12 protein-coding genes are annotated in these 12,192 nt (G+C 34.2%); 2 read left to right on the top strand and 10 right to left on the bottom strand.

The features are described 5' to 3' along the window. The first annotated feature begins 197 nt into the window (after positions 1–197). Together serB and KKQ79_RS03175 are read left to right on the top strand one after the other, a co-directional pair. On the top strand, positions 198–1,424 hold the full coding sequence (serB, locus tag KKQ79_RS03180; RefSeq protein WP_213188951.1) for a phosphoserine phosphatase SerB: 1,227 nt from the start codon (positions 198–200) through the stop codon (positions 1,422–1,424). A gap of 247 nt (positions 1,425–1,671) precedes the next feature. Then, a complete protein-coding gene (locus KKQ79_RS03175) occupies positions 1,672–1,812 on the top strand; it encodes a hypothetical protein (RefSeq protein WP_164467601.1) in 141 nt (46 codons plus the stop codon). Here KKQ79_RS03175 and KKQ79_RS03170 read toward each other — a convergent pair whose 3' ends face one another. The 10 genes from KKQ79_RS03170 to KKQ79_RS03125 all read right to left on the bottom strand — a co-directional run bounded on the left by KKQ79_RS03170 (position 1,813) and on the right by KKQ79_RS03125 (position 12,130). Next, the gene (locus tag KKQ79_RS03170) at positions 1,813–2,340 is read right to left on the bottom strand and encodes a GNAT family N-acetyltransferase (RefSeq protein ID WP_213188950.1); all 528 of its coding nucleotides are present in this window, start codon (positions 2,338–2,340) and stop codon (positions 1,813–1,815) included. It lies immediately after the preceding gene. Positions 2,341–2,700: 360 nt separating this feature from the next. Then, complete coding sequence (locus KKQ79_RS03165; RefSeq protein WP_213188949.1) at positions 2,701–2,907, bottom strand: YgaP family membrane protein; 207 nt, start codon at positions 2,905–2,907, stop codon at positions 2,701–2,703. 10 nt (positions 2,908–2,917) lie between these two features. Further along, positions 2,918–3,220: a hypothetical protein gene (locus KKQ79_RS03160; RefSeq protein WP_213188948.1), complete on the bottom strand. Its 303-nt coding sequence runs from the start codon at positions 3,218–3,220 to the stop codon at positions 2,918–2,920. Positions 3,221–3,235: 15 nt separating this feature from the next. After that, positions 3,236–6,481 (bottom strand): efflux RND transporter permease subunit, encoded by a 3,246-nt coding sequence (locus KKQ79_RS03155; protein ID WP_213188947.1) that lies wholly within the window; start codon positions 6,479–6,481, stop codon positions 3,236–3,238. 77 nt (positions 6,482–6,558) lie between these two features. After that, entirely contained in the window at positions 6,559–7,647 is a 1,089-nt protein-coding gene (locus tag KKQ79_RS03150) for an efflux RND transporter periplasmic adaptor subunit (protein WP_213188946.1), read from the bottom strand. Positions 7,648–7,662: 15 nt separating this feature from the next. Continuing rightward, positions 7,663–8,970: a TolC family protein gene (locus KKQ79_RS03145; RefSeq protein WP_213188945.1), complete on the bottom strand. Its 1,308-nt coding sequence runs from the start codon at positions 8,968–8,970 to the stop codon at positions 7,663–7,665. A gap of 237 nt (positions 8,971–9,207) precedes the next feature. Further along, positions 9,208–9,921 (bottom strand): peroxiredoxin, encoded by a 714-nt coding sequence (locus KKQ79_RS03140; protein WP_213188944.1) that lies wholly within the window; start codon positions 9,919–9,921, stop codon positions 9,208–9,210. Between the two features lie 122 nt (positions 9,922–10,043). Then, positions 10,044–10,187 (bottom strand): hypothetical protein, encoded by a 144-nt coding sequence (locus KKQ79_RS03135; protein WP_213188943.1) that lies wholly within the window; start codon positions 10,185–10,187, stop codon positions 10,044–10,046. Between the two features lie 29 nt (positions 10,188–10,216). Continuing rightward, positions 10,217–11,677: an NAD(P)/FAD-dependent oxidoreductase gene (locus tag KKQ79_RS03130; protein WP_213188942.1), complete on the bottom strand. Its 1,461-nt coding sequence runs from the start codon at positions 11,675–11,677 to the stop codon at positions 10,217–10,219. 87 nt (positions 11,678–11,764) lie between these two features. Continuing rightward, the gene (locus KKQ79_RS03125; RefSeq protein WP_213188941.1) at positions 11,765–12,130 is read right to left on the bottom strand and encodes a NifB/NifX family molybdenum-iron cluster-binding protein; all 366 of its coding nucleotides are present in this window, start codon (positions 12,128–12,130) and stop codon (positions 11,765–11,767) included. Positions 12,131–12,192 lie beyond the last annotated feature (62 nt).

The following is a 12,192-nucleotide window of genomic DNA, read 5'->3' as shown; positions in this document are numbered from 1 at the left end:
CAAATTTTAAAGAATCAATAAAAAAAATCGCATTTTGTTAAATATTTTTCAAAATTAAAGGTTAGATAAATTTATTTTTTACAATAAAAGAATTTGAAAGATAAAATATCTATTATATTAAAAATTTCAGAAAAGAAAATGAATGGTATAGAAAGGGAATTTTGCAGAAATTGTGTATTTTTGGGCAAAGAATTGCTATGACCAAACATGAAATTGTATTAATGAGTATTACCGGAGAAGACAAACCCGGGTTAACCTCATCGCTCACTGAAATTTTAAGTAAACACAATGCAACAATTCTCGATATTGGTCAGGCAAACATTCATCAATCTTTATCTTTAGGCATTTTGTTTCGTTTAGACCCACAAATGCAAGGCAATATTTTGAAAGACTTGCTTTTTAAATCTTATGAACTTGGTGTACAAGCCAAATTTACGCCCATCGAAAGAGAAGATTACGACCAATGGGTTTCCAGACAAGGCAAAGAAAGTTATGTGATTACGGTTCTTGGTCAAAAAATAGAAGCCAACCAATTAGCTCATGTCACCAAAGTCATTGCAGAGCAAGGTCTCAACATTGACACCATTAAAAGATTGACAGGAAGAATTCCGCTGGATTCTGAAGACGATAGTCAGAATAGGTCTTGTATAGAATTTTCGGTGCGTGGAACTCCTCAAAATGTGAATTTGATTCACGAAAAATTTGTAACTTTAAGTGGCGCATTAGACATTGACATTTCATTTCAAAAAGATAATATTTACCGCAGAAACAGACGATTAATCTGTTTTGACATGGATTCTACTTTAATCAAAACAGAAGTTATTGATGAATTAGCAGAAAGAGCTGGAGCTGGTGAAGAAGTAAGAGCCATCACCGAAGCAGCGATGCGCGGCGAAATAGATTTTAGCGAAAGTTTTAAAAAACGTGTTTCGCTTCTCGAAGGTTTAGAGGAATCTGTATTGCAAGAAATTGCAGAAAATCTTCCGATTATGGATGGTGCAGACCGACTGATGCATATTTTAAAGAAATGCGGTTATAAAATTGCTATTCTTTCTGGTGGATTTACCTTTTTCGGAAAATATCTTAAAAAACGTTTTGGGGTAGATTATTTATATGCCAACGAACTCGAAATAAAAGACGGAAAACTTACGGGGAAACATTTGGGAGACATTGTAGATGGAAACAGAAAAGCAGAACTTTTGAAATTTTTGGCTCAAGTAGAAAATATAGAATTGGATCAAGTAATTGCTGTAGGAGACGGCGCCAATGATTTACCGATGCTGAACATTGCAGGATTAGGAATTGCTTTTCATGCCAAACCAAAGGTTAAAGAAAATGCCAGACAATCTATCTCATCAATAGGTTTAGACGGGGTTTTATACTTTTTAGGATTTCGAGACAAACACATCAACGAAGATTTTTAGAATCTTCATCAAATTAGAACCAATTTTAAGCCATTAAGATTTATAAAAATTTAGAATCAATTATCTCGCTGATTAGACGGATTTAGCAGATTTAGATATTCAAAGAATATCGGCTTAATCTGCAAAATCTGCGAGAAATACAATATAAAAAACATTTTTAAATTGAATATTTCAGAGTTTACAAAATTTAAAATAATAAAATCTAGATAGGCTCTTAAATTCAATATTATAAATTAAAAAAATATTTATGGAAGAAAAAAAGACTCCAAAATGGAAAACCCTTCTAAAAAAATACGGTTGGCTCGGCATTTTATTTTTCTCAGTAAAAGGCACGCTTTCTTTGATTGCTATTATTTGGGGTGCTAATGCGCTGAAAGGCTGTATGTAATTATTTCCAGTTTTCTTTTTTAATCCAATATTCTACGTTTTGTTTGGTAGGTTCGCAATGATAGGCTACCATTACTTCTCCTTTGAATTCGGCGCCTAATTTTTCCATGGCTTTTCGGGAACGCCAATTTTCTGCGCCTACATGAAATTTCACCAAATCTACATATTGGAAAATATAGTCTAACATCATTTTTTTAACAATAGGATTCAACTGACCGCCCCAAAATTTCCTACCATAAAATGTATAGCCTATGAAAATAGAGTTTTCATCTTCGTCATAACTGTAAAATCTGGTACTTCCAGCCACTTCATTGCTTACTTTATCGATGATGATAAAAGCGCCTTCGGAAATCAAGGCTCCATCAAAAAAATTTCTAAAAATATCTCTTTGAAAACGGTTTTTATTCGGATGTTGTTCCCAAACCAAAGGGTCTGAAGCGACTTGATACAATCTTTCGAAATCTGATTCCTGAAGCGGAACCAGTCTTACTTTGTGACTTTCTAAAATGGGTTGTATGCTGAAATCCATGATGTTAATTTTAACAAATGTAATAAAAAAATGAGGCCAGCATAAAAAATTTATTTTAAAGCTTCTGTTCTTTTCCTTGATGAAAAGAACCAAAAATCAAGACTGCACTTTCTTCGGCTAAAATTGAAATTAAAACTCTAAAATCCCTGAAACTCAATCCAACGCTTTTGCCCATGCTTTTTCAAACAACAGGAATTTTTTAACGAATTTTAATTTCAATTTTTTAACGCCTACGAAACTAAGGTCATAAAAAATCTTTTTTATCAAATATTATATTAATTACTTCCTAAGGATAAATCATAAAAAAAGGCCCCACTTGTAAAATACAAATGAAGCCTAAAAACACAAATGAAAAAAAATTTAGTTACAACAAGTGTCTTTTTCTTCTTTTAAGCCCAATTTTTCTAAAATGGTACTTAATAAACACCAGTTGGTAAAAGCGTTTTGAAACAAATTAGCGCCTACGAAACCTGTTAACCAAAACCAATTTTGGTGTACAAAAATTCCCAGTAACAAACTTGTTAATATAATGGTTCCAGCGAACCCGTGTATTACTCTTGTCTTCATATTTCTATTGTTATATTGATTTTTCTATATTTAATGTGGCTACATGAATTTTAGAAAGGAATTTTTGTTTCCCATTGAAAAACTCCACTTTTTTATACACTTCTTCAGTAAAATTCTCGTCGATAAAAACGGCAAATAATACAGAATCTATCTCGGTGTGTGAAGCTCCGAACCAGTTTTCTGAACTGCCATCGTTTTCATTTTTGTAACCTTTTACATAATGGTATGAAAAAGATTTTACTCCAGAATGATTGAGAATGTCTTTTACATTTTTCTCAAATTCTCTAATCGCTGTAATCATTAAAAGTTTCATATTGAATACATTTTTTTATAGGTTATCCTCTGAAGAAATCTCGCCATATTCTGTTTTTTCATCTGCGTGTATTTTCTCCCATTTTTTCTTTTCGGTCATGTAATAAATCAACGGAATGACAATCAGTGTTAATAAAGTAGAAACGATTGCTCCAAAAACCAATGAAATGGCTAATCCTTGGAAAATAGGGTCGAATAAGATGATTACCGCTCCTATAACTACTGCTCCTGTTGTTAATAAAATTGGGGTAGTTCTCACCGCTCCTGCTTCTATAATCGCTTGTTTCATCGGAATTCCTTCATTGAGTCGAATTTCTATAAAGTCAATGAGCAATACTGAGTTTCTTACCATGACTCCCGCTAAAGCAATCATCCCGATGAATGAAGTTGCGGTGAAGAAAGCTCCTAATAACCAGTGTCCTAACACTATCCCAATCAAAGAAAGAGGAATAGCAACCATCATGACCATTGGTGTTTTAAAATTTTGGAACCAACCTACAATCAGCATGTAGATAATGATGATAACCACGGCAAAAGCAGCTCCTAAATCACGGAATACTTCTAACGTAATTTGCCATTCTCCGTCCCATTTTACGGTATAATCGTCTTCATTGCTTGGTTGATTCATGTACAATTCATTGATAGAATATCCTTTTGGAAGTTGCATTTTTTTCAATTTTTCTTCCATTCCTAGAATTGCATACGCTGGACTTTCTAAATCTCCTGCCATATCTGCCAATACATACACTACCCTTTTTTGGTCTTTTCTGTAAATGGTTTTCTGTAATTCTTCGCGCTGAACTTTCACCAAATCACTTACAGGAACCATATTTCCCATTTGTCCTTTGATTTTTACATCAGTAATATCTGTAATTGATGTTTTATCTGCATCATTCAATTTCATGACAATGTCTACCGCATCATTCGATTTTTCATCATACAGATTTCCGATAGGATGTTCACCCATCAAATACGTAAGATTTCCTACAATTTGTGCTGGAGCAACACCGTTCAACATTGCTTTTTCTTTATCAGCAACCAATTTGAATTCTGTTTGTGGCGCTTCAACCATCCAATCTACATCTACCACATCATCTGTATTGTTCAGGATATTTTGAACTTGGTTGGCTACTTTAATTTGCTCATCGTAATCAGGACCATAAATTTCTGCAACAATGGTTGATAAAACTGGCGGACCAGGTGGTACTTCTACGATTTTTACATTGGCATTGTATTTTTTCGCAATTTTCTGAATTTCTGGGCGAATGTTTTTTGCTACATCGTGACTTTGATTATCTCTGTCTTCTTTGTGCAATAAATTCACCTGAATATCAGCAGTATTGCTTTGTCCACGCATATCATAATGACGAACTAGACCATTGAAAGTAATCGGTGCAGATGAACCAACATAAGACTGATAATTCACCACTTCTGGAACCGTTTTCAGGTACTGCGCAATTTCCTGTGAAACTGATGCCGTTCTTTCCAAAGTCGTTCCTTCTGGCATATCAATCACCACTTGGATTTCATTTTTATTGTCAAAAGGAAGCATTTTTACTGCCACCCATTTTGTAGCGAAAGCCAACATAGAAATCAATAACAACACTACGGTAATTCCCATCATCGTCCAACGTTTTTTACCGCTGTCTAAGAATGGTTGCTCTATTTTTTTGTAAATTTTATAGATTTTACTGGTTTCCATTCCCTGTTCTTCCTTATGCTCTTCGTTATCTTTTACTTTCAATAAATGATAACCTAAATAAGGGGTAACCGTTAACGCTACGAATAATGAAAGCATCATCGCAATAGAAGCACCAATTGGCATTGGAGACATATAAGGCCCCATCATTCCGCTTACGAAAGCCATTGGTAAAATGGCGGCAATTACGGTGAACGTTGCCAAAATCGTAGGGTTTCCTACTTCATTTATGGCATAAATCGCAGCTTGTTTGAATGGCAATTTCTTCATGTGGAAGTGTCGGTGCATGTTTTCAGCAATAATAATACTGTCGTCTACCACAATTCCCACTACAAAAACTAGAGCGAAAAGCGTGATTCTGTTCAGCGTATAACCCAACATATAGTAACTGAAAAGCGTCAATGCAAAGGTTAAAGGAACTGAGAAAAACACGACTAATCCGCCTCTCCAACCCATTGCCAGCATCACCAAAACCGTTACTGCTAAAATCGCAACTCCAAGGTGCATCAATAATTCTGAAACTTTGTGAGAAGCAGTCTCTCCGTAGTTTCTGGTGACTTCTACATGAACATCATTCGGAATTAAAGTTTTCTTTAAATCTTCTACTTTATCCAAAATCTGTTCAGAAATTTTCATGGCATCTGCTCCTTTCACTTTAGAAACCGAAAGCGTAACTGCAGGATATTCTGATTTGAATTTTTTACCATTTTCTACTGCATTACCATAACCGAAACTCACATAATTGGCTGGAGATTGCGCTCCATCTTCTACTTTTGCAATTTGTTTCAGGTAAACGGGCATATTTTGCGAAGTTCCTACCACCAAATTTTCTACATCTTCCGCAGAACTTAAAAACTGTCCTGTAGTCAATAGATATTCAGTATCATTAGCATCAAAACTTCCTGATTGTGAACTTCCGTTATTGGCTTGAATCATTTGCATCACGTTTAATGCGTCAATGCTCAATTCCGCCATTTTATCTTTGTCTAACTCAACTTTTAACTGACGGTTTCTCCCTCCAATCACTTTGATTAAAGAAACGTCTTTAATTTTCTTGATTTCAGAAGACAATTCTTCTGTCATCTGACGAAGTTCGTAATCGTTGTATTTTTCGCTCCAAAGTGTTAAACCCAACATCGGAACATCGTCAATAGAACGGGTTTTCACCATCGGTTCATAAACGCCTTTCGGAAAAATATTTTTATTTTTCATGAGTTCGTCATAGAGTTTCACGTAAGAACGTTCTGTATCTTCGCCTACATAAAACTGAACGATAATCATGGCTTGTCCGTTCATTGCCATCGAATGAACGTGCTCTACTCCTTTTATGTTTGAGATGATTTTTTCTAATGGTTTTACCACTCTGCTTTCTACCTCTTTAGGTGAAGCACCGGGATAACCTACCATTACGTCTGCCATCGGAACAATAATCTGTGGCTCTTCTTCTCTTGGTATTAATGTGGAACTGTACACCCCAATAATCATCAATGCAATCATCAACAAAATTGTTAATTTTGAATTGATAAAAAACTCGGCGATGCGTCCTGCAAATCCTTTTTCCATACTATTCTCTATTTGTTACGGGTTTCGGGTTACGGGTTTCGAGTAAAAAACTCGTATCTCGTATCTCGGAACTCATATTATTTTAAAATAACTTTTGCACCGTTAAACAATTTTCCTTCTGCTGAAATGATGTACTGGTCATTTGCGTTAAGACCTGATAAAATTTCTACTTGATCACCGAAAGTTTTACCCACTTTCACCCATCTTAGAACTGCGGTATTTTGTGAACTTACGGTGTACACTCCTGTTAATTGTCCGTTTTCTACGATTGAAGATTTCGGAATCATTACGCCTTCTTGAAAATCCTGATTTACATTTCCAGAATTTTTGAAAGGAAACTGAACATTCACAAACATCCCTGGTAATAAATCTTTAGAAGCAGGAACATTAATTCTCACCATGTATTGTCCACCTGTATTTGATGAAGATCTGCTGATTTCTGAAACCGTACCCGATACTTCTTTATTGGTAGATTTCAACGTAAGTTTTACCGGCATTCCAGATTTTAAAAGGGTAATATTCTGTTCAGAAACTAAAACTTGCGCCTGTAAAGCTCCCGGAGATTCTATAGTTAACAAAGGCATTCCTGGACTTGCCATATCACCTTGGTTGGCATATTTCGCAGTAACTGTACCAGAAATAGGTGCGGTAACATTGGTATATCTGTACTGAGCATTTACTTCGTTTTTCATTTGCTGAGCTGCTTGTAAACCTGCTTGAGCCATTTCGTAACGCGCTCTCATATCATCTAATTCTTTTTGAGAAGCAGACTGATTTTTGTATAAATTTTGAAATCTTTCAAAATCTTTTTTCGCGATATTATAATTGGCTTGAGCTTGGGCTATTCCAGCAGAAGCTTGTCCGCCTTTTGCTTGAATATCTGTACTGTTGATGCTTACTAAAAGTTGACCTGCATTTACGTATTGCCCAACTTCTGCGCGCATTGCAGTAATGTACCCCATCATTCTGGTGGAAACATTTACAGAATTTTTAGCGACTAATTTTCCACTTGCTGTAGCATTAGAACCTACTGCGTTGGTTGCAGATTTATTTACGGTAACCGCGATAGGTTTATCATTCAATTCTGCAGATTTATTTTCGTCTGAAGAACAACTTGCAAGGAATACGCTTCCTAAAAATAATGCTGAATAAATATATGTTTTCATATGTAGATTTTATTGTTATTGTTTTAAAAATTTATAGTATTCTAAAGCGACATTGTATTCAAAAATAGCTTGTTGGTATTCCAAATCTTTTTGAGACATCGTGGTTTCGCTCATTAATAAGTCTGAAGACTTTTCTAAACCTTGGTCGTATCTGTTTTTACGAATTCTGTAGGCTTCTTTGCTTTGTTCCAGTGCTAGTTTAGTAAGGTTTACCTTGTTTTCAGCATCTTGAACTTGGCGATTTGCTTTACTGAGTTCTAACTGACTTTGTTTATTGTATTGAGTGATTTCGGTTTGTGCTTTGGTGAGTTCTGCTTTGTATTTTTCCTGTTCAGATTTTGCTTTTAATCCATCAAAAACATTCCAAGACAACTGAACTCCTGCCAAATAACCATTGGCACCAAATTGTGCGAATTTGTTATCATACAATTCAAAACTTCCGAAAGCATTTAATCTTGGTAAAAATTTGGCTTTGGTAGATTTAATCAGATAATCGTACGCTTCCAGAGATTTTTGATACGCCTGTAAATCTTTTCTTTCTACATTTAGTGTAGCTGTATTTTCTAAAATCTGGTTTTGAAATTCTAATTTTTCAGTAGGCTTGAAAACCTTATTGAAAGACTCTTCGTCTAATAAGAAATAAAGGTAATCCGAAGCATTTTTTATGTTAGATTTTGCATAAGCAATCTGATTTTCTATCTCTTTTACACGAACGTCTATGTATAACACTTCCGTTTTCTGAATCATTCCGTTTTTGAAATAATTGTCGATTACTTTTTTGTTTGCCAGCGTAGTTGCTTTTGCATTTTCAAGTGTTTCGAGCATTCTGTATGCTAATTGCAGTTGCATGTATGCTTTTTTGAACTCAAACTGAATGTATTCTTTGGTTCTTTCTGCTTTAATTTTTAAAACTTCAGATTTTACTTGTCCTGCTTTTTTAAGATACACTGCATCCATGTTGATGATGGGTTGTTGCACCTCAATTTTAGTAGCGAAATTAGAAATTGCGTCTGGAGCATTTAATTTAGCTGGGTCAAAATCCATTTGCGTAATACGCTCCTGATTCAATTTAGAACCGAAAGCATACAAAGGATTATTGGTATTCGAAAAGGTGTAAGAAGCATTTACGTTAGGTAAATACATTGCTCTTGTCCCCAATAGTTCTGCTTGTGCTAATTTGGCTTCGTCATTAGCCAATTTCATTTGAAGATTTTGGTCTACCATTCTTTGTTCTAATTCTGCTCTAGAAATTCTGATGGTGTCTTGAGAGAAACCTTTCAGAACGAGCGAAAAAACAAAAACTATCGTAAAAAATTTTCTCATTGTATTTAAATTTTTCTATTTTTTAATTTATTTTAATAATTGAAATTGAGATTTTTGATACACGTTCTCTATTTCTTCGGCAAAAATATTGGTGATAAAAATCATGTGCAGTAACTTATGTTACATTAAGAAAATTCTTTTGTTAGAAAGAAAAAAAACAAAACGATAGACTATTAAAATCTATCGTTTTCAATTAATATAACAACTACTTGTTCAGTATACTATATAGTTCAATAGTTAGTCTTTAATGAGCTTACTATAGATTTCTTTTTCGTCTAATTTTTTTGTGCAGAAGAACCAATCTTTGCAATCTAAATTTTCTTTATCTTCCATCCTTTCTTTTGCAACACCACAAGATCCGGCAGTAGGAACAATCACGTCATCTCCAGGTCTCCAATCTGCAGGAGTGGCTACTCCAAATTCATCTGTAGTCTGCATCGCAATAAGGGCACGATACAATTCATCAAAATTTCTACCGATACTTAATGGATAATAGATAATTGCTCTAATAATGCCTTTTGTGTCAACAAAAAATACAGCTCTTACTGCTTTGGTATTGCTTTCCCCTGGTTGAATCATACCATATTTCTTAGCTACTTCCATTGTAATGTCTTCAATCAAAGGAAAAGTAACTTCAATGTCTTTCATTCCATTAAACTCTATTTTTTCTTTAATGGTTCTTAACCAAGCTATATGACTGTAAAGACCATCTACAGATAAGCCAACCAATTCACAATTAGCTTTTCTAAATTTCTCCTGAAGATGTGCAAAAGTCATAAATTCTGAAGTACACACCGGTGTAAAATCAGCAGGGTGACTAAATAGAATACTCCATTTTCCTTGATAATCAGAAGGGAAATTAATTTCACCTTGAGTTGTAACTGCTTTGAACTGCGGAGCTTTTTCTCCAATTCTTGGCATGTTGAATGTTTCTTGTACTTGCTGTTCCATTTTATTTATTTTTTAATTATAGAGCAAATTTAAACCCATTTTAATAGAAGAAGTGTTACTTGAGTTACACTTACGATAGACGGAATCAATTACTCTAATTTGCTCTTTTCTGTATATTTTTATTAATGTTTATCCTCTCCTCTTGTTCCTCCATGACCAAGAGTTACTACTCGCAAAATTTTGATATTAAGAATAAGAAATCTAAAAAACTGATAGAACGGATTTTGCATTTTAGATTTCATTTTTGCAGATATTCTTTGTGCCATAACTTTTATTTTAAATTAAGATTAAAAATTTATTCGGGGATCATAAACCAAAATGGTTTCATCTTAGCTTTCCAAAGAAATGCAAAATGTAAAGAATACTTAACCCAATGACCTCCTAGACCAATTTCGCCAAAAGTTTTTTTCAAATCTCTACCGCCAGAATTTTTATATTTTATATAGTCTGGGACAATAGGAAAAGTAGTGATAGTAACCGCAGAACCCTTGGTGAATCCAAATCCTGAAGATGCTACACAAGCAGCTCCCATATTTCCTAAAGAACCACGATGCGGTGTAATAATTTCACCTTTTTTAATACTTTCTATGATATTTTCTGCAACCAATTTAGCAGTAATTCCAGATGGCATTCCTGTTCTTGGTGGCGCTGGAAAAATTTCGGTTCCATTAGGTGATTTTCTCGGTTTAGAAATAGAATGCGGTGGTGCAAAAGCAATTCCTGGAGCAAAAATATTAGGATAGCTAGGATTTTGATAGGTTTCTGGCCAGTCTTGCACTGTCCATTCCTCATAAGGTTTTGCTGTATAATCTGCGTCTACTACCATAAATCCACGAAATAATTTTTCGGTAATATCTGCTCCATACTTGTCGTATGCTTTAAAGCCGTGTCCTGAAAAAGCAGGAATTAACATTGCAAAATCAAATGTTTCTGTTTTATATTCTCCATCTAAGTTTTCGTAATGAGCAATCCCATTTTCAATTTTGTTTACACCAGCTCCCAAAATCCACTTAATTTCTCTATCTTCAAAAACCATTTCTACCATATCGCTCGATTTCATAATCATATCGCCATAAGTGAGCAACATACCGTCCATCCCAAAATCTCCGAGATGATATTCATTAGAAATCCAAGTAATTTCTGCTTTTTCTCTTAAGCCACAACGTCTTAACTCTGAGTCTACATTCAGTATGTATTCAAATGCTGCACCTTGACAAGTAGCTTTTGCATGACCAGTACCAATGAGTATTTTAACTTTTTCTGTAGATTTTTTGAGTTTTAATTTTAAATTAGTGAAGGCAGCAGAAGCATGCTCTGCATGATCATAGCTACAAACCGAATAACACTTATTTGTTCCGGGGTTCAAACCTTCGGTTAGGTCAAACGCTAGTTTCGGTCCTGTTGCATTAATCAAAAAATCGTAATCAATTATTTCTTGTTTTCCCTTATTGCCTCCAAAAACATATTCTGCAATTACATAAGGTTTAGCATTTTTTACATCCCCTTCTGGATGAAAAGAAATTACTTTTGCTTGTTTATAGCCTATATGATGTTTTTTATATAGTGGAGCTAATGGAAATTTCACATCATTAGGAGACATTCTGCCGACACCTACCCAAATATTAGATGGCACCCATTGATAATTAGAATTGGGAGAAACCACCAAAATTTCGTGCTCATTACCCAATTTTCTACGAAGATGCGTAGCTGCGGTATGACCAGCAATACCAGCACCAAGAATTACAATTTTCGACATAATTTATAAGTTTGTTAGCAAAATAGCAATAATTATTACTTTTAAACTGTAACCCATGTTACAAAAAGCATTTTTTATTAATAATTTTTAAAAATTTAAATTTTCAATAATTTCTCTAATTTCAAAATACTTTGCTTTTTCGAAATTGATATGATTCTTCGTCAATTCATTGCGTAAACCCATTCCCATTCCGTAATAATAGAATTTATCTACTCCCGAAAGTTGAGTAAGGATTTCGGCATGATGATGATGTTTATTTTGATTACTATCATGAGAATGATGATGATGATGATGATTACGGCAACCGTCTTCGTGATGATGAGTATGAAGATTTTCTTCGAATTTTTCTGAAATTAATTTTCCATTTTCTATTTCAAAAAATGCAAATTCTCTACATTTTCCGGTATGTGCAGCAATGGTTTTTCTGTCATTAGTTGGGATTGCAATTTTCATTTTTAGTTTAATTTATTTTCTTTTTCTAATTTTTTAAAAAGCCAGAAAGTGATTCTGTATGA

Source organism: Cloacibacterium caeni, assembly GCF_907163125.1.
Lineage (GTDB): Bacteria > Bacteroidota > Bacteroidia > Flavobacteriales > Weeksellaceae > Cloacibacterium > Cloacibacterium caeni_B.
The sequence above is the reverse complement of the archived record's forward strand: the minus strand, read 5'-3'. Positions and strand labels throughout refer to the sequence as shown.

Bases quoted from the DNA above. Each gene is read 5' to 3' on its own strand.
- KKQ79_RS03165 (WP_213188949.1), bottom strand. From the start codon at position 2,907: ATGAAGACAAGAGTAATACACGGGTTCGCTGGAACCATTATATTAACA.
- KKQ79_RS03160 (WP_213188948.1), bottom strand. From the start codon at position 3,220: ATGAAACTTTTAATGATTACAGCGATTAGAGAATTTGAGAAAAATGTA.
- KKQ79_RS03150 (WP_213188946.1), bottom strand. From the start codon at position 7,647: ATGAAAACATATATTTATTCAGCATTATTTTTAGGAAGCGTATTCCTT.
- KKQ79_RS03155 (WP_213188947.1), bottom strand. From the start codon at position 6,481: ATGGAAAAAGGATTTGCAGGACGCATCGCCGAGTTTTTTATCAATTCA.
- KKQ79_RS03135 (WP_213188943.1), bottom strand. From the start codon at position 10,187: ATGGCACAAAGAATATCTGCAAAAATGAAATCTAAAATGCAAAATCCG.
- KKQ79_RS03140 (WP_213188944.1), bottom strand. From the start codon at position 9,921: ATGGAACAGCAAGTACAAGAAACATTCAACATGCCAAGAATTGGAGAA.
- serB (WP_213188951.1), top strand. From the start codon at position 198: ATGACCAAACATGAAATTGTATTAATGAGTATTACCGGAGAAGACAAA.
- KKQ79_RS03175 (WP_164467601.1), top strand. From the start codon at position 1,672: ATGGAAGAAAAAAAGACTCCAAAATGGAAAACCCTTCTAAAAAAATAC.
- KKQ79_RS03145 (WP_213188945.1), bottom strand. From the start codon at position 8,970: ATGAGAAAATTTTTTACGATAGTTTTTGTTTTTTCGCTCGTTCTGAAA.
- KKQ79_RS03130 (WP_213188942.1), bottom strand. From the start codon at position 11,677: ATGTCGAAAATTGTAATTCTTGGTGCTGGTATTGCTGGTCATACCGCA.
- KKQ79_RS03125 (WP_213188941.1), bottom strand. From the start codon at position 12,130: ATGAAAATTGCAATCCCAACTAATGACAGAAAAACCATTGCTGCACAT.
- KKQ79_RS03170 (WP_213188950.1), bottom strand. From the start codon at position 2,340: ATGGATTTCAGCATACAACCCATTTTAGAAAGTCACAAAGTAAGACTG.